Below are 18,708 nucleotides of genomic sequence, written 5' to 3' on the forward strand. Positions count from 1 at the left end.
AGGTTACCGCTGGAGGATGCAATCGCATGGAAGAGCTGATGAGAGAAGAACCAGCAATCTTGGTCGTTGATGACAATCCCCAGGTATTGGATAGTTATCGAAAAATTTTAACTACCCCAACTGATAAAAGTACAGCAGCGCTTAATGCATTGGAGCAGTCCTTGTTTGGTAAAAGTGCACAAGCAAGTCATAGTGATTCGCAGCAGTTTATTGTGGAGTTTGCTAGTAGTGGTCAGGCAGGTTGTGAAAAAGTAAAACAGTTGTTACATGATAATTTACGTGTTGCTGTGGCTTTTGTTGATATGCGAATGCCAGGCAAGATGGATGGTTTACAAACCATTGAAACCTTATGGCTGATCGACCCTAATATTCAAGTAGTTATTTGTAGTGCCTATGCTGATAACTCATGGGAAGACATTTCAGCGAGGATTGGTCAGACTGACCAGTTATTGATTTTACGTAAGCCATTTGAGCGCATTGAAATTTTGCAAATAGCCAGTGCGCTATTAAACAAATGGAATTTATTACATGAGCGGGAAAGTCAGCTTACTCAATTAGAGCATTGTATTGCTGAACGTACCCAGCATTTACAGAAAGCATTACAAGAGCGTGAACGATTTGAGCACCAACTTCAGCATAAGGTAACCCATGATGACTTGACTGACTTGCCAAATCGCACCCTGTTATTAGACCGTCTGAATCAAGCATTAACTAAAGCTAAGCGTTATCATACTCGGTTAATGGTGTGCTTTATTGACCTTGATCGCTTCAAGTATATCAATGATCACTTTGGCCATGATGTGGGTGACCAGCTACTGTGCACGATAGCGGAAAGGATGACTGCTATTGTGCGTAAATCAGATACCCTGGCACGAATAGGGGGGGATGAGTTTGTTCTGGTTATTTCCGACTATGATCGAACTGAAACGGCAATGCATGGCCTTCAGCGACTCATTGGTTGTATTTCTAAGCCACTACAAGTAGCAGGTACTGAAGTTGAAGTGACCTGTAGTATTGGTTGTAGCACCTACCCAGAAGATGGCGATGATGTTACCTCCTTACTGAAGTTTGCTGATGCTGCAATGTATAGTGCTAAAGCACATGGATGCAACATCATTCAACTGTATAACGCCTCACTACGAGCAAATATTGAAGAGCGCATTCGTATCGAAACTGAACTGCGACAAGCCATTAAACGTAATCAATTACAACTGTATTACCAACCTCAAGTGGATTTGCATCGGGGGTGTGTTACCGGCGTTGAGGCTTTACTTCGCTGGCAGCATCCAGAGCTTGGTACCATTTTGCCTAACCGTTTTATTCCTATTGCTGAGGATACCGGGTTAATCAGGCAAGTCACTGAGTGGGTTTTACAAGAAGCATGTAAGCAAGGTAAAACCTGGCAAGAGTCAGGCATTGAAATGCTGCAAATTGCTGTGAATATTTCTGCAAAGCAAATCAACGATGTTGCTTTCCCTTCACTGGTCTCTCGGTGCTTGTCTGCCACTGGCTTTGACCCAGAACGATTAGAGCTTGAAATAACAGAAAGCTCCGCAATGGAGAACCCTGATTTTACGATTCCACTGATGCACTTACTCAAAGCGCTTGGTGTAAAACTATCTATTGATGACTTTGGTACGGGCTACTCCAATATGTATTATTTAAAAAGTTTTCCTGTCGATAAACTTAAATTAGATGGCTCATTTGTTCAGGAGGTGACTACAGATAAGTGTAGCCATGCAATTGTCAGTGCTATTATCACTATGGGGCAGGCACTGGGTTTATCAGTTATTGCTGAAATGACTGAAACCGAAGACCAGGTTGTGACTCTTGCGGAACAAGGTTGCGACCTGGTACAGGGGTTTTATTTTAGTAAACCGTTAACCGCTTTGGAGTGTGAAAAATTGCTTTGGAAGGGGGCAGTGGCTTTACCCAAAGCATTGCAATAAAAAATGAACAGGTTAGATAAGATAAATTTTAAGGATCACCCATAAACAATTATTAGTGTCCTACCACAGCCAATTCATACATTATCAATTTATAAAAAACATACAAGCAACATGAAAAGCCTGTTAGTATTTTTTAATGATTTCTAGGTTTTATTATCTTTATTCCTCGCCCCAATCACTTATTATTTATAGGCTCATGGGGGCAAGTCTACTGCTGTGAGACTTGCGGTAGCGACTTTAATTTATATAAAAAGTGCTACTGGAACTCGTCACTCGATGGCCGCACCTAAAAACCATTCGTATTGGGTATACATCTCTTAAAATGTAAAAATAATAAGAAAGTCTCAGATGATGGTCAGATCATCCAGTCACCTTAAACGGTAAATAAAATATGCTTTATATACCTTATACGAGAGTGTAAGCCGTTAACTGTATTAGGTTTTGTTAATGTATAATGCAATATTAGTTTAAATAATATAACTTCTTTTTGTTACATAACATTTGCGATGGTTGCTGAAAGGGTAATTGACAAATGTTATGAGGACTTTCATATTTTACTTTGCTAGTATCATATATTGTTAGTCCCTTTTGATTTATCCAAATAACGGGTGGGACTGTTTTTTTAAAGTGGCTGTGTTTTTTAAAAGTAGCTATAAGTGACGATGGAAGGTCATTGCTAGTGCAGTAGGGGAAATTATCTCTTAGTCTATTTGAAAACGCTAATTTACAAAAGTATTTTGCAGTGTGTATATTATGGCGACAAGGAGAGTTGCAATGAAAAGGACGAGGTATATCGGTAGGTATGCATTACTGATGGCGGGACTAAGTTTTCCTTTGCTTAGTTTTGGCCATAGTGCAATGTTTCCAGATGGATTTAAATTCGACGATAGCAATGAAGGAGAAAAAACCCAGCTATTGCTAGATCAAGCAACAACTCGCTGTGTTGATGGTAGCGCCAGTGGATACCCCTGTAAAAATATAGATTTACATGCCTTTTTAGCTAAAGAAAATATGGGCGGTGGCACTGCCAATTTAAATGATATATGGGGTTATACTGACCCGGTAACGGGTGCTGAAATTGCGATTGTGGGGAGAACCAATGGTACCTCATTTGTGGATATTACCGACCCTGTAAATCCTGTTTTTCTTGGCTTTTTACCTTCCCATGATAATGGTTCAGACTCTTGGCGTGATGTTAAAACCTACAATGATCATGCTTTTATTGTTGCGGATGGCAGTGGCAATAAGACCCATGGTTTACAAGTATTTGATCTAAGTACCTTACGGTACCTACCTTCACCAGGCCAAACCCTTAAAGAAACAGCGCATTTAGGTGGCTTTGGTAATGCGCATAATATTGCCATTAATGAAGATACCGGTTACGCCTATATCGTTGGCAGTAATCAGTGTAGTGGTGGCTTATATATGGTTAATATTTCTAACCCGGTTAAACCGCGCTATGCGGGTTGTTTTTCCGCAGATGGCTATACCCATGATACTCAGTGTGTGATTTATAAGGGGCAGGATGCACGCTACTTTGGTCGAGAAATTTGTGTTGGTTACAATGAAGATACCATTACCATTGTGGATGTAACCAATAAATCCAACCCTAAACAATTGTCTAGAACCCCTTATCAAGGCGCTCAATATACTCATCAGGGCTGGTTTCTGAATGATAGTCATAATATCTTAATAATGAACGATGAGTTAGATGAGAAGCGTGATGGCATTAATACCACTTCCTATATATACGACGTAAGTGTTTTAGATAATCCAGTGGAGATAGGTCGTTATGTGGGGCCCACCTCGGCTATCGATCATAATCTGTATACATACAATAACTATGTATTTGAAACCAATTATCGGGCAGGTTTACGTATTCTCAGCGCTAAAGATATTGCGGCGGGTAAACTGGCTGAGGTGGCTTATTTTGATACTATCCCTGGCTCAAATAGCGCGCAGTTTTCTGGCACCTGGAGTAATTATATTTATTTTGCCAGTGGCAATATTATCATGAGTGATATTGGTTATGGCCTATTTGTAGTTAAACCTGACTGGGATGCCATCAGTAATCCTGATCCAACGGTAGAGTATTGTGAGGCGAGCAGTAATAATGCCAGTGATGAATGGGTTAGCTCAGTAAAAATGGGTAATTTTACTAATGGCTCTGCCGCTAAACGTTACTCTGACTTTACGGCCAAGGTGATTAATCTTGCCAAAGGGAAAACTAATATTCAGTTAAAACCCGCATTTAGTGGCATAAAATATAATGAGTATTGGAAAATCTGGGTTGATTTAAATAAAGATGGTGATTTTGAAGACGGTGGAGAAGAGGTATTTAGTTCTAATTATGCAACGTCATCAACTGTCAATGGACACTTGGCGATTCCTGCAAGTGCCTCTCTGGGTAAGACACGGCTACGGGTGGTGATGCGTTATAATGCAATTCCTGATGCTTGTGGCACGTTTAATTATGGTGAAGTAGAAGATTATACTGTGAATATCACCGCAGATATGGCATTGGCTAACAATATAAGCGGCACTGTCACAAGCGAAAAAAATGAACAGGAGATCAATGTAATTGCACAACAGTTGCAAGAACAGTATTTTGCTAACCTTGGAATGCCCAATAAACGGTAAAATTCGTTATACTCTTCGCGAATGATTTTTAGGGTTTGTTGTCGTCGCGCTTCACCCCAATCACCTATTATTTATAGGCTCATGGGGGCAAGTCTACTGCTGTGAGACTTGCGGTAGCTACTTTAATTTATACAAAAAGTGCTACTGGAACTCGTTGCTCGACGGCCGTCCCTAAAAACCCTACGCTTTGAGTATACTCTCTAGAACAGGTGATATGGATAAAAAAATAATAAAGAAGATATCCAACTTTAATAAATCAGCGGTTTTAATGGTCAGTTATAGCTTGCTTTGCTTTAGTATTGAAGGCAGAGCAAGTGATCTGATAAAAAACAGTGAAATTATCAAGATAGCGAACGAGTTAATCATCGATGCGAGAAAGCAAGAACTGGCATCTATGCAGATTATTAGTCGCGCGAATCAAATACGTAAACAGGTGAATAGCCTAAGAGCAACGGCCCGAACATTAACCGAAAAAACGATTAAACAACAGTTGACGACAGCAGCAGATACCCTGGCAGAACAAATTGCCCTATGGCAGCAGCAGGGCGCTGATAACCGCCAAAAAAGTAGTGACTATTTTACTTATGGTCGACAATTATTAACCAAAGCATTCAAGGAGCAGTGGCAAGCCAAGATTAAACTGGATGGTGAAATAGCCTTAATGCCAGCAACCCAGCCGTTAATAGCCCATAATACACAAATCCGCAGTGTTCACCCAAGTATGCCAAAAACTATGCAGGATACTGGTTCGCCTGCAAGTGGAATGACGCTTTCGGTACCCTCGTTGAGTGCTCAGTCAATACCTACCCCATTGGATACAGATAGTTTTCAACTTTCCAGAGATATTAATTTTTTTTCTCATGTGGAGCCGGTAGCTGATACCAGCCAACAGCAGCCGATGGTGCCGTTAAATCAGATTCATCAATGGCGTTTAATGTTGTCAGATTTAACTGCACAGCCCATTTCAGGGAAAAACATTAATGTACGTGGTCATATGCCAGGCCATGTTCATGGCTTACCCACCCAACCCAAAGTGACCAAGGAAGTTGAGCCAGGGGTTTATCTGGTTGAAGGGATGAAGTTTCAAATGATTGGCTGGTGGGTAATTGAGTTTGATATCCCTCATCAAGGGGGAGTGGATACGATTAAATTTAATGTGGTTTTGTAACACCCTCATAAGTCAGTGGCTGTATAAGCTATCGTTCATTAGTGCATTGATATTGTGGATATCGGCCTGGCCAGCACAGGCAAATAACTCACCCTATTATTTTACTGATGATGATATTCAATTCTTAGCTCAATTTCGCTTGGCTAGCCTACCGCCATTGCCGGATTCAAAAGATAACCAGTATGCAGATTCCATTGCAGCAGCGGAGTTGGGTAAACAGATTTTTTTTGATAAACGTTTTAGTGCTAATCAGGAAGTTGCCTGTGCTAGCTGTCATGATCCCAGCCAATATTTCACTGATGGTTTAGTAACCTCTAAGGGGATTGCTGCAACACGACGGAATGCGCCTTCCATTCTGGGGGCTGCTTATAGTCCCTGGCAATTTTGGGATGGGCGTAAGGATAGCCTTTGGTCTCAGGCATTGGCTCCATTAGAGTCTGATGTTGAACATGGCCTGAGCCGATTAGAGGTAGTTCAGTTATTGATGTGTTTTTATCAAAAAAGCTACCAGGGTGTCACTGGCAATAAAGTCAATGCTAATTATCTGTTTGAGTTAAAAGGGCCTGCCAGTCCTATTGGCAGTGAAACAGCTAAAGCGAATTGGCAACAACTGACGAGTGATGAGCAAATATTAGTCAATAAAGTTTTTTCAGATGTGGGTAAATTATTGATGGCTTATCAACGTCAACTTCAGCCATTACCCAGTCGATTTGATCGATTTGTGGCACAACTGCAGCAAGATCCAACTAATATTAGTCAACTCAAAGCCCAGTTAAAGGAAGGGGAGGTCGGTGGGCTCAGATTATTTATGGGTAAAGCCAATTGTGCTAGCTGCCATAATGGTCCGTTATTTACAAATTATGAGTTTCATAATATTGGTGCCCCTGAGCCTGATGTTGCTCAAGTGGATATGGGCCGTTATCAAGGAGTAGGGGATTTATTACAAGATGAGTTTACTTGTTTATCTGAATGGAGTGATGCAAATAAACAATATTGTCAGGAAATGTTGTATTTAAAAAAACAAGGCCAAGAGTTAGTGGGGGCTTTTAAAACACCTTCACTACGGAATATAGCGGCAACAGCCCCTTATATGCAAAGTGGCCAATTTAATACCCTGGAAGAAGTATTGGCCCATTACAATAAACCTGTTCCTCCCTATTATGATCGTAACCAACACCCATTTCGGCCTCACTTTGATATTTTACCTTTAGGCTTAAACCCAGAGGAAATACAACAAATCAAGCAGTTTTTGACAGCATTGACTGGTGATTTAGGCAAGGCCGACCAGTGGTGGCAAACGCCTAAACAATGAACAGGGTATACAACCATTTAATCTTATATTATCAAATTAGACCATCCTAACATTAAGCTATAATGTCTATAAATATCCTCAAGTCAGATGATAAAATGCCATTGTTAGTGTGGCTTACCCAGTACATATTTTGCTTTCAGCAATACAACCCCTGATAGCATTGTTAACCTAACCAAGAAGCACTTTAAGGAGTGTAAAGACTCTGGTGAAATTAAATTATTAGCAAATATATAGAATAATAAGAAAAGGGTGTGTGTTTTTTAGTCTAAATTTTTAGGTGAAACCTCTTTTAAAGAATTCCAGTATTGATTCACAAGGTCATTAAGCTCTCCTGAACGTTTGATTTTTTCCAGAACTGTATTAAAACGGTTTAAAAAATCTTGCTTATAATAATAGGCACCTTTGTCTTGGTTTGTGAAACCAAGGTGACCTTGCTCTTTAGAAATAACTGTACCTTCTTCCATAGCAGTAACAGCTGTTTTCCATTTTGACTGTTTAATTAAATTGTGCCATGACAGTAAAACTGCTTGGCGATCATTCATATAGCAATCAGTTTCTTTTGCAATAAGCATTTTGGTTAAATTGATATGATTATTTTTGTATTCTCTAACTACGATGCTCCCATTTTTAACCAGTTTCCAAAAACGAAGCCCACCTATTTGAAAACCGTGGTTATTACCAATAGTTAACCCAACATAATCATCAGGCCATTTAGGGCGGGGCTTAACTAATATATCATTTCGGCAAAATACGGAGGTCACTTCATCTAACATTGGTTTTGACACAGGCCAGATATAGGGGCGAACATCTCTTTTTAGATAAGGTGGATATAAAGCAAACGCTTTTCCTTCTTTCAATAACTTTAAACCTCGTTTCCATGGTATGGGTAGTAGGTTCACTTGATAGTGTGGCATATCCTTGATGACTCGCATGACTATCTTGGTGTAAGCACCTGTTAGAGACCCATTTTCTACAAAGCTATAAGGGTAGTAGTTATCATCCGCCAGAATAGTAACTTGAATAGGGGTTGCTGATGCAACTTTTACACTGAATAAAATAAGAGCATATACAAATAATATTCGGTAGCAACTATTCACTTATACGTACAGCCGTTTGCAAATAAATATTTAGGGCTTGCTGTTGTTTAGCATAGCTCACTATATAAAACTCAATGCAAACCTTCTTGCTCATAGACTGGTATTTAGACCATCCTAACAATAAAGCTATAATATTCAAATACAATGCTACTTTATCAGTAAAAATGCTTTCATGGTTTACATTTCAAGCATATAAGTGAGTCAAAGAAGTTAAAACAAAAAAAGCGGCTAGCTGTTGGTTATACAGCTAGCCGCGTGTAGTACTAGTTAAGAAAAGAAGGGTTATGTGTTATTTTTTCTCTAACTTAACACTATCAATATAGAAATCCACCTTAGGTTCTGGGCCAATTATATAAATATCAGCTGATTTAATGGTACCTTTGGGCTTTAGTGTAAACTCAGCAGCTAAGTCATACCATTTGTTGCCTTTAGGCAATTTCATGGAATCAATTCGCTGCCAGTGATAGCCGTCATCATCAACATAAAACAGTTGAACATCCAGCATCTGGTTTGATTTTGCGGCTTCACCTAAGCTGGCGGCTAAAGACAGTTGATAGGTTTGATCAACTTCCAGCTTATCTTTTACGGGTAGGGAAAGCCCGGCATACCAGTGATTCCGTTCAGTAGATTTAACACTCCATTGACCCTGGTGACTCATCTTATTGGTATGTTCAAGCTTGCCCATTTTAAAAGAAGCTTTCCAGCCTTGCAGGTCATTTTCAAAACCATGATCGAAGATCACATTGTCATCAGGTTTGGGATCAGGACCTGGTTTGTCATTAACAGGTACAACTTTTACTTCATCAATTAGTAGAGTCTTATCGGCTTTAGGTCCAAACAAGACAATATAAGCAGCTGTGACTTTACCAAGGGCATTGACTTTAAATTGCTTTTTCAGCTCCTTCACATTTTCGTCTACTTGGTTAATTGCTAAATATTGGTAGTAATAAGCACCCAATTCATTTTTCAATAATAGGGTGGCCATTGCTAAGTCTTTTTTCGCTCCCTTGGGTAGTTTGACTTTAGCGGTAAACTGATACGCTTTGTTTTCCTCTAATGGCTTAGCGAGTTTTTGCAGTACACCATCATAATACTGCTTCCGCTCGGTGACTTGCAGCCAATTGTCCTGGCCACAATCCCGCTGCATTTTTTCGATAGCATGCTTGATATCTTTAGTGTAAAAGCGCTTCCAGGGTTTTAGATCATTAAAATCTGGTTCTCTGATCAAATTGTCTTTAACTAAGTCAGGCTTTTTACATATTGGATCGGGTTTTGGGTCCGGCTTAGGATCGGGTTTTGGATCCGGCTTAGGATCAGGTTTTGGGTCCGGCTTAGGGTCAGGTTTTGGATCCGGCTTAGGATCGGGTTTTGGATCCGGCTTAGGATCAGGTTTTGGATCCGGCTTAGGATCGGGTTTTGGGTCCGGCTTAGGGTCAGGTTTTGGATCCGGCTTAGGATCGGGTTTTGGATCCGGCTTATTATCTACTCCATGGTTGTAAATACGCCCAGAGCAGTGTTTGTCACCGTTTCGTGTGAACCAGAAATAACTACAATGGTCGTCGTAACTATGCCGGCCCGTATTGACAGCATAACCAGATAACTTCACTTTATTTAGGTGGATGTAACGACCATTTCTTTTCAAACTGAAATGTTGGTGGGGGCCGGTAGACATGCCGCCTTGGCAAAGGGCCTGGCTTTTGTTATTAGCGTAATTGGATAGCCGCTGATTCTGCTTAACTTGCTGGCCAGTTTTTACTTGAGGGTTACTTAAATGGTAATAGGTGGTTGACCAGCCATTTTCATGAATAACTTCAATATTACAGGATGAATGTACTTTGACTGTACCTGCAGCAGAAGATACCACCCATATATTTGAAGTGTTAGAGCCCCAACGCCCACCATTATTTAAATCTAAGGAAGATTGTGGGTATTTACCTTGGCCAGTCGTGACATGACTGCCACCTATCCACCAGTTTTCGCCAACAGGGAAGGGCAGCTGGAGCATATTGTCAGGTGGAGCCGCGTCATAATAGCTAGAGTAATAGCTTTCACTGGTGCTGGCTTGCGTGTGCTTTTTTTTTGGGAATAATTGATAATAGGTCTGATAAAAATCATCTAGATTTTTATCAGTGTCAGCTAATTGACTTGTTGTATAAGCAGAAGGTTGTTGACTATTTGCTTGATTATTTTTAGATAATAATTTGCCTATCGTTAAACTAGCTTCAAATAATGACTGGTTTTTAGTTTGATCATTATATGACGATTGGTCGATATTTTGCTCTATATTCGCTGACGCTTTTGCTTGTTTTATCGCTTGATCAATAAATTGATAATGATCACGGGCAAGTTGCTCAGCAATATCTTTTACTTGATTAGAAAAGCCAATTTTTTTAGATAGTTCACCAAAAGGCTTGCGTAGTAATACTTTTGAATCAGGTGGGGTATTAATAATACCGGTTTGGTGCTCTATTAATGCAATTAATATTTTGGGGTTGATACTTGAATAGCCACTCCAGTGAGATATAGCTTCAGCAAATTTTTTTAAGTGAGGCGCATGCTGATTGATATATTCATAAACATCAAACGCTAACATCTCATCGGGTGTATAAATAAGATGATTTTCTTCGAACGGTGTGGTTTGAGCTGCTATAGCACTATCTGTATCACTATTACTGGCAAAAACAGGGTAACTTGATAATACGCTGCCAGTTAAGCATAGTGCGCTTAATGAGAGAATGCGCTTTGATAGCGTGTTGAGCGTGAACTTTGATTTATTTTTCATGATAACTAAAACACTTAATTATACTGAGTACAGTAAGGAAGGCTGACAAACTCATTTATAAGAACCTATTAAAAAATATGCATGAAGGGTAGAGTATGACCCATAAATAAGTTTGTACTGTTTTATAAGCCTGGTATGGGAGGGGATTCTGTCATTAAATAAGCAGGCTTTGTGTGTAATCTTTCAAACCAAACAAAACAAAGAAGGTAATACAAATCCTTTTTTTTAAAACTGGGTTTTTAGTAAGATAAATTTTTAGTAGTTATGCAATAACAATGTAAATTAATTGATTTTTATCTAGAAATTGGTTTGTTGCCATATTACAAACTAGCTGAATGAACAGTCGTTTATCAATACTGTGTAAGACTTAGCCTGCCTCGGCTCCTAAACTGTTGTTGGCATCCGCCTGTTAGGCTTGAGCTTGGGTTTTATACATAAGTAATCCTTGTGTTATTAGTAGTCTTAGTAATAATACTCCAGATAAGCATTATTTATGATCTCTTCAGCTTCTTTACTTTTCACTAAAGAGCCGAGAAAGGCGGTAAAATCGTGGCGAATTTTTTTGCATGGATATGAATTTGAGAAGGCATAATGGATATTCATTTTGCCCAGTGAATAGTCAGAGAGCTTAATACTTTGTAGATCAGGTTGATTGTTAAGTAGGCCAAAATAGGTTTTGTCTGCAATCAAGTAGCGGAAAATACCTTTTTTTAGGCGCCTAAAGTAAGTATTGATATCACCGTAACGGTAGTTAAAATGATGGGCAGGTATATTCGTTAACTCAATTTGGTTAATATCTAAGTTAATTGCACTGACCTTATAAAAAGAATCTTTTAGGAATTGATCAAGTGAAAGTACATTTGTGTTAAGCGCATAAATGCCGATATCTGATTTATAGTAGCTTGGCTCAACCAGGGACAATAACTTAGGAGCATTAATATTAGAAATAGGTATCAGGTTGGCTTGCTCGCTTTTAATGGATTTAATCACTTTAAAGTAAGAATGTTGTACGATAAAGTTAACCTGAATAGACATTGCGCTAAAGAACTGTGCTGCAATTTTAATGGCAGCACCTTTATAACCATTTCCAGACTTCCAATAAAGGGGAGGGTATTCATTGTAGAGTAAGATATTGACTTTTTTACAATCTGTCTTTTCAGCAGCGGTCGCTTCGACAGATAAAACCCTAATTCCAATAAATATTAATAACCAAGCCAAAATAAAGTAACTACAATGGATGTATTTCATATAAAGCCACCCTTGTAAATATAATCTTTATTAATTGGCTTGAGTGCCAGCATAACGTTCAACAATGTTATTAATTCGACCTGATGATTTCATTTTTTTTAAAATGATATCAAGCTGCATAACAAAGTCATCTTTAAATGGGAAACGTCCACCCCCTTGATTAGTGTAACCTACATGGCCCCATTCAGCACTAATTACTACGCCTTCGACGATGCGGCCGTGTTCAGCAGGTTTGTACTCGCCATTCTTTTCCATTTGCTTAAGTTCCCAGAAAATCGATAGTTTATCATTGGCATAGCAAGGAATACGGTTTTTAGCGACTTTAAGTAAGTTGAGCCTGGTACCACCTGCGCTTTCTACTTTAATCTTATCGCTAGCAACCAAGCGCCAAAAATCAACACTGAAAGTTTCAAACCCACTATTTCTGCCAATGGTTAAGCCTATATAATCATAGGGCCAGTCAGCGCGAGGGCCATTTGAAAATACTTCTTCTCGACAAACCACTACTAACTGCTCAGCTAAGATAGGAACAGAGTAGGGGCCAATAAAAGGCCGGGCTTTTTTTCTTAAATAGGGTGGATACAGTGCGAAGCCCACCCCCTGTTCAAGAAACTTTAGCCCCCGTTTCCATGGGGTTGGTCGAATTTGCACTTTATAGTCTGACATTTCTTTAAAAGCTTCTTTTAAAATATCAGTATAAATGCCTTTCATTTTTCCTTCATGAAAATAAGAATAGGGAGGGTATGAGTCATCGGCAAAGACAGTCACAGGTTGTTCTGCGTGGGCGCTAGCGGCAGCGATGACTGCCCAACACCAAGCGATAACCCTTTTCATTGTATATCTCTCAATACAGCATTGGTTTATCTATAGAGACTTGCTTTGTAAGCTTTAGCATTCAAAATAGCAAAAATGTGTCAGAACGAAAGGCGTTTAAATAGCAATAAAAACAATTTTTTGCCAGTGTAAGTAGCATGGGCAAGCCGGCAACAATCATGTTAACTGCTACAATGTTATGTAAATCTGATGTCGGTAGTAAGAACAGTTAACGGCAAGTTTGAAATAATATTAAATATTTAAAAAGGGTTTTTTAAAATAATCTCCGATATAAATGATATTAGTTATTGCTTAATCTGATAGAGATAGAGTTAGTGACTTTATGCCACAAATCATCAATACCAATGTTACTGCTCTGATTGCACAACGTACGTTGAATACCACTCAGCAAGCGGAAGATAATGCATTATCAAGGCTAGCGTCAGGATTACGCGTCAATAGTACGAAAGATGATGCAGCAGGCTTTGCTATCTCAATTCGGTTTGACTCACATATTAGAGGATCTGCTATTGCCATTCGTAATGCTAATGATGGTATATCACTAGCACAAACAGCAGAAGGTGCTTTTACCTCAGTCATTAATAATTTACAGCGAATTAGGGAACTCGCATTACAGTCGGCTAATAACAGTAATACAGAAGTAGATAGAGTCGCTCTCAATGAAGAAATACTTCAATTGATAGATGAAATTCAATCGGTCGCAGAAAATACCAACTTTAATAGCAAAAAATTGTTGGATGGCTCATTGACCAATACGTTATTTCAGACTGGAGGCAACCTAGGTGAAGTAATCCCTCTCTCCATTGCGAAAGTAACGACAGATAGCTTGGGTAGTGCTTTAGCTGATGGTATTTCATCAACACGTCCTGGGTCGTTAACAACACTTGCTAATGGAGACTTAGTCATTAACCAAGTTCCTATCGCAGCCCCAACAGGGATTGATGATAATGCTTCAACCCATGAAAATGAGCGAAGTGCCATTGCCATTGCAGCGGCTATCAATCAATCTACAGGTTTAACTGAGGTAACAGCCAGAGCCAACCCAAATGTAGTTGGTTATTCGGGTTTTTTAGCCGCCACTAATGCGACAGTAAATGGTGCAATTGTTATTAACAATATATCCATCAATGTATCAACCAATGTCAATTTAGATGCAGATGTTAATCGTGAATCTGTTGTTTCAACCATTAATAATGCCACTGGCCAAACAGGTGTCCGTGCTATTAACACTGGTAGTATCAGTACCGGGATTACCTTGATTGCAGATGACGGGCGTAATATTCGATACGACGATAATGGCTCTGGCTTATCGGCAGCAGTAGCCATTGCAGCCGCTGCTACCCAAACCTATGTAGGTAGTTATACGTTAGTAGCTAAAAACCAACAGCCAATTAGCATTGATTTTGGACGATCAGATATCGGTCGTTTTACAGGCTTAGCGTTTGGTACTTATAGTGGTGGTAATAGTGGAGTGGTAGGAAGGCGAGTAAGCACCTCTGCGCTTAGTACAGGAGACTTGGTGATTAATGGAGTAGCAGTAGGGCCTTCATTAACCGGTTTTGATACGGCTTCTTCCATTAATAACAGTGGTTCAGCTATTGCCAAAGCAGTTGCTATCAATTTAATTAAAGAGCAAACGGGGGTTACCGCCACAGCGTTACCAACGGTCGTCTATGCTCGTTCGGTGAATCCAGGTAATGATCGTAGTGAGTCAGTTGAGATTAATGGCGTAACCATTGGCCTTGTTTTTGCGGCGGCAGACTCAGAAAGCCAAATCATTGATAAAGTAGTGACTGCTGTCAATAGGAAGTCCGGTCAAACGGGTGTATCAGCTGCCGTATTTGGTGATTCTTTTCGTTTAATAGCTCCAGATGGTCGCAATGTTAATTTGGCAAATGAAACAGCCAATGCGACTGATGCTGGCTTTAATGTGCCTTCTATTGGTGCTAATACGGGTGCTTCAATTCAGTTGCTATCAGCTGGAAAAATTGAAATTAGCACTAACAATCCATTTTTATCCATTGATCGAGTTGGTTTTAGAGTCGGTACTTATGGGAACCTGGAGCAAGGGCAGTTATTGCAAAATATTGATGTGACTAGCGTTGAAGGGGCTAATTTAGCAATTAAGGCCGTTGATAATGCGATTGAGCAAATAGCGTTTCAACAATCAAAACTAGGGGCGATTCAGAACCGTTTTTTATCAGCCATCAATAACTTGCAAATTAATAACGAAAACCTTACATCAGCAAAATCGCGCATTGTTGATGCGGACTTTGCTGCTGAAACAGCTGCTTTTTCCCGTGCTCAGGTACTTCAGCAGGCGGGTATCTCAGTATTAGCCCAAGCGAACGCCAAACCTCAACAAGTATTAGCACTATTGCAGATTTAATTAAGTAATAAATTAGTTAATTTGTTTGTAATTCTAATGAAATTTCAGCGCCATCTATAGCGTCATTCAGTTTGGAGCTTTCTTTATCGACTAATAAACCACCAGAAATAACTTTTTTCTCTTTGCTGCCATCATCTTCAAATAGATCTGGCAAAACATTGGATCTTGCTAGGGGCGGCTGCTTAATTGTGTCATCAGTCAGCATGGTTTGATCAACTTTAAGGACAAGCGGCTTTCTTGCAGCGGTTTCATTAACTGACGGGCTTGCCAGAGTATTTTTTGGGTTGCTTGTTACTGATGAGTTGGGCTTTGCTAGGGTTCGTTGAACAGCATCTGATGGTAGCGTCGATTTAGTTGCTGTCGCCGTGACAGTGGTTACTTTTTTAGTCGTTGTTTGAGTTGCCTGATGACCAGAGTCACAGCCAATTAGCATTGTGGTTGAAAGGGCCATAGCCAAACTGGCTGCTTTGAGTTTGTAGCTTGTCAATGTGGTTGTCCTGACCATTGATTTATACATAAGTTATAGTACAACCAAATAAAATGAGACGCGAGTAGTTATTATGCTTTAAGAAAGAGAAAGCTGACAGCAGGGCTTGGTAATCACTTAGTTTTAGGGCTGTTGGATGATAGTTCAGATAGTCTTAATTTAACATAATATACATTATGCGAAGTTAACCATTCCAAAGTGTAGGCGGTTCCGCCTGTAGCTTGACTACCCGGTTAATCTTCACCAACAAATCAACATAGCTATCAATCAAATTCGCCTAATTGAACGAGAAGGATCAAAGTAATACCCTCTTCTCCCTCGTGCATGCTCTTTCAGTTGGAACATGCACGTCCGACAATTGCAGTCTAATAAAGATAAAAGGTGCAATCGTCGGGCACCTTGATTAACAGCCTGCCACAAATGGAGGAATTAGTTGGCGTCGACGTTTTGCATCACCTCGACGATCTTTGGGTTCGGCACCGGTCCACGCCAAGCTTGCATCCGGTCTTGGGGTAACAATGGGAAAGTCACGTGACCCTTCATCAAGCAGAGCAAAGAATAAAAAGAGTATTTCTTCATCACCATCAACTTTCACTTTGCCAGCTGAAATGGCTTCTTCCACACTTATAACACCATTAGTGATGTTTTTTAGCACCTCCAGGGTCAGCGTGGCCGCTACACGCTCTTCAGATAGTGGCACCTTTTGTTTATCAGAGTAACTCAGTGCACCATTACTGACTCTCATGAGGAATGTTTCTTTGGTATCAATGAAATTCCATTCAATGAGTAGATTTTGCTTCTCAGCTCTTGGACCATTAAGTTGTACACCCAAAGTATCAAATACCATCGGTGCTGTCATAGCATCAATAATATCGGCAGAACCACCACCTGGGTTAAGGGGAGGAATACCTTCACGTAATTCCAGAGCAGCCATGAGATAACAGTTTCGCCAGGTGCCCGCTTCTGCTTGATACCCTAACTGTTCAAAGACATCCGCCTGCATTTGTTTTGCATCACTATTATCTGGCTGCGCGTATACTAGCTTGCCTAATAGTTCTGCTGCCCAGCGGTAATCTCCATTGTTGTAAGCACTGGTTGCTTCTTCCAACAGAATATCCGCACCAATAAGAGCAACATATTTTTCAGCACTTTCTTTTGGTGGCAACGCATGTAAATTGCTAGGGTTTCCATCAAACCAGCCTAAATAACGGTCATATACAGCTTTTGTATTATGATTAACTGTCCCATAATAGCCACGGCATGCCCAGTTCTGTTGAAGGCTGGGAGGCATTTCAAATACTTCAGCGATCTCTGCACCAGTATACCCTTTGTTAAGCATCCGTAATGTTTGATCGTTTAAGTAGCGGTACATATCCCGTTGACTGCTTAAAAACTCCTTCACCTTTTCATTACCCCAAATAGGCCAATGATGTGATGCAAACATAACATCAGCATCACCAAACATATCGAGGACTTCATTAAGGTACTTGGACCATTGCAGTGCATCGCGAACCATAGCACCCCGTAAAGTCTGAATGTTATGCATATTCATGCTGGCATTTTCAGAAGCACAGAAGGCTTTGAGGTCAGGAAAATAAAAGTCAAACTCTGCAGGTGCCTCTGCACCTGGTGTCATATGGAATTCTACCTTAAGACCTGCAAGCTCCAATATTTGGTGATTTTTGTGCACCGTATGGGTTGGTGGAAGCAGCGAAACTGTGCCTGTCGATTGTGCTTTACCCAGCCCACAATCAACATGTCCTTTGTCATCGGGCTCCAGATAGGCGCCATACATGTACATACTTCGTCTGGCCATTGCCATACCGGCATAAATATTCTCACTGGCAGCATGTTCCAGAAAACCTGCTGGAGCAACAATTTTCACATCGCCATTGTTATAACTAGATTCATCTACAACACCACGCACCCCACCAAAATGATCAATATGACTATGGGTATAAATAACCGCTCGTACAGGTGCCTCGGCCAACTCAGGTTTATTTTCTCGATAAAGTTGTAAGCCTGCTTGAGCACACTCACAGGAAATCATCGGGTCAATGATAATGAGCCCATCAGGCCCCTCAACAATAGTCATGTTTGACATATCGAAACCACGAAGCTGATAGATTCCTGGCATTACTTCGAATAAACCAGTGATATTATTGAGTCTGGTTTGCCGCCAAAGACTAGGATTCACTGTATCCGGTGGAGAGGAGCCAACCGTTTGATTGATATAAGGGCGAAGTGTCCAGACGATTCGTCGATCATGATCTCCACTGTCGCCGCTAGCAATGGTAAGGTTTGGCCAAGTAGCCATTTGACCTCGATAGGCATTATCGAATGACTCCGTGTCAGAAAAATTTAATGCTTCTGCCATTAACTGGTTGGCATCTATAGTATGTTGAGTGGCGTCCTTACGCGATGTATTCAATGGTTTCCCTCACCTGTCTTATGGTTGTTTTATCCTTTCGGAAGATAAGAGAAAATAGTTAAGCCCTTAAGTCAAATAATTGCATTAAAAATTACTAAAATTCATATGATTAAGAAAACAATAACGCTTGAACGCATCCAGGTTAAACAGTATTTGATAAATTAAATACCACCCCATAAAAAATATTTTCGAAGAATCTGAAAATATAAAAACAGCCCAGTTATTATATTGATTAAGTTATTATTTCACTATCCTTACTGTATATCGATATTATTGAATTCTGTATTAACCTTTTACGTCACTCCACTTATTTCTAATAAGATTTCTTCGACTTACAGCGTCTAACCAGCTAGGCTTAAACTCGCGACTCA

11 protein-coding genes are annotated in these 18,708 nt (G+C 40.0%); 5 read left to right on the plus strand and 6 right to left on the minus strand.

What is annotated here, in order from left to right:
- Positions 1-26 precede the first annotated feature (26 nt).
- The 4 genes from ORQ98_RS01980 to ORQ98_RS01995 all read left to right on the plus strand — a co-directional run bounded on the left by ORQ98_RS01980 (position 27) and on the right by ORQ98_RS01995 (position 7,069).
- On the plus strand, positions 27-1,949 hold the full coding sequence (locus ORQ98_RS01980) for an EAL domain-containing protein (RefSeq protein WP_274687099.1): 1,923 nt from the start codon (positions 27-29) through the stop codon (positions 1,947-1,949).
- A gap of 774 nt (positions 1,950-2,723) precedes the next feature.
- A complete protein-coding gene (locus tag ORQ98_RS01985) occupies positions 2,724-4,589 on the plus strand; it encodes a choice-of-anchor B family protein (RefSeq protein WP_274687100.1) in 1,866 nt (621 codons plus the stop codon).
- Between the two features lie 214 nt (positions 4,590-4,803).
- Positions 4,804-5,757, plus strand: a complete 954-nt coding sequence (locus ORQ98_RS01990) for a FixH family protein (protein ID WP_274687101.1) — start codon at positions 4,804-4,806, stop codon at positions 5,755-5,757.
- Entirely contained in the window at positions 5,744-7,069 is a 1,326-nt protein-coding gene (locus tag ORQ98_RS01995; protein WP_274687102.1) for a cytochrome-c peroxidase, read from the plus strand. The genes ORQ98_RS01990 and ORQ98_RS01995 overlap by 14 nt, the downstream gene beginning before the upstream one ends.
- A gap of 260 nt (positions 7,070-7,329) precedes the next feature.
- Here ORQ98_RS01995 and ORQ98_RS02000 read toward each other — a convergent pair whose 3' ends face one another.
- The 4 genes from ORQ98_RS02000 to ORQ98_RS02015 form a co-directional block, all read right to left on the minus strand.
- Complete coding sequence (locus tag ORQ98_RS02000) at positions 7,330-8,166, minus strand: substrate-binding periplasmic protein (protein ID WP_274687103.1); 837 nt, start codon at positions 8,164-8,166, stop codon at positions 7,330-7,332.
- A 289-nt stretch (positions 8,167-8,455) separates the two neighbouring features.
- On the minus strand, positions 8,456-10,948 hold the full coding sequence (locus ORQ98_RS02005) for a carbohydrate binding domain-containing protein (RefSeq protein WP_274687104.1): 2,493 nt from the start codon (positions 10,946-10,948) through the stop codon (positions 8,456-8,458).
- Between the two features lie 462 nt (positions 10,949-11,410).
- Positions 11,411-12,196 (minus strand): hypothetical protein, encoded by a 786-nt coding sequence (locus ORQ98_RS02010; RefSeq protein ID WP_274687105.1) that lies wholly within the window; start codon positions 12,194-12,196, stop codon positions 11,411-11,413.
- 30 nt (positions 12,197-12,226) lie between these two features.
- Positions 12,227-13,030: a substrate-binding periplasmic protein gene (locus tag ORQ98_RS02015; RefSeq protein ID WP_274687106.1), complete on the minus strand. Its 804-nt coding sequence runs from the start codon at positions 13,028-13,030 to the stop codon at positions 12,227-12,229.
- A 322-nt stretch (positions 13,031-13,352) separates the two neighbouring features.
- Between ORQ98_RS02015 and ORQ98_RS02020 the strand changes: the two genes are divergently transcribed.
- Positions 13,353-15,419 (plus strand): flagellin N-terminal helical domain-containing protein, encoded by a 2,067-nt coding sequence (locus ORQ98_RS02020; protein WP_274687107.1) that lies wholly within the window; start codon positions 13,353-13,355, stop codon positions 15,417-15,419.
- A gap of 16 nt (positions 15,420-15,435) precedes the next feature.
- On the opposite strand, the gene ORQ98_RS02025 is transcribed toward ORQ98_RS02020, so the two are convergent.
- Together ORQ98_RS02025 and ORQ98_RS02030 are read right to left on the minus strand one after the other, a co-directional pair.
- Positions 15,436-15,906 (minus strand): hypothetical protein, encoded by a 471-nt coding sequence (locus tag ORQ98_RS02025; RefSeq protein ID WP_274687108.1) that lies wholly within the window; start codon positions 15,904-15,906, stop codon positions 15,436-15,438.
- A gap of 403 nt (positions 15,907-16,309) precedes the next feature.
- Positions 16,310-18,337 carry an alkyl/aryl-sulfatase gene (locus tag ORQ98_RS02030; RefSeq protein ID WP_274687109.1) on the minus strand — a complete coding sequence of 676 codons (2,028 nt, stop codon included), beginning with the start codon at positions 18,335-18,337 and terminating at the stop codon, positions 16,310-16,312.
- Positions 18,338-18,708 lie beyond the last annotated feature (371 nt).

The sequence above is a fragment of the Spartinivicinus poritis genome (assembly GCF_028858535.1).
In the GTDB taxonomy this organism is placed as follows: Bacteria; Pseudomonadota; Gammaproteobacteria; order Pseudomonadales; family Zooshikellaceae; genus Spartinivicinus; species Spartinivicinus poritis.

What these genes read in the sequence shown, in the direction of transcription:
- ORQ98_RS01985 (WP_274687100.1), top strand. Translation starts at nt 2,724, where the DNA reads ATGAAAAGGACGAGGTATATCGGTAGGTATGCATTACTGATGGCGGGA.
- ORQ98_RS02005 (WP_274687104.1), bottom strand. Translation starts at nt 10,948, where the DNA reads ATGAAAAATAAATCAAAGTTCACGCTCAACACGCTATCAAAGCGCATT.
- ORQ98_RS01990 (WP_274687101.1), top strand. Translation starts at nt 4,804, where the DNA reads ATGGATAAAAAAATAATAAAGAAGATATCCAACTTTAATAAATCAGCG.
- ORQ98_RS02010 (WP_274687105.1), bottom strand. Translation starts at nt 12,196, where the DNA reads ATGAAATACATCCATTGTAGTTACTTTATTTTGGCTTGGTTATTAATA.
- ORQ98_RS01980 (WP_274687099.1), top strand. Translation starts at nt 27, where the DNA reads ATGGAAGAGCTGATGAGAGAAGAACCAGCAATCTTGGTCGTTGATGAC.
- ORQ98_RS02015 (WP_274687106.1), bottom strand. Translation starts at nt 13,030, where the DNA reads ATGAAAAGGGTTATCGCTTGGTGTTGGGCAGTCATCGCTGCCGCTAGC.
- ORQ98_RS02020 (WP_274687107.1), top strand. Translation starts at nt 13,353, where the DNA reads ATGCCACAAATCATCAATACCAATGTTACTGCTCTGATTGCACAACGT.
- ORQ98_RS01995 (WP_274687102.1), top strand. Translation starts at nt 5,744, where the DNA reads ATGTGGTTTTGTAACACCCTCATAAGTCAGTGGCTGTATAAGCTATCG.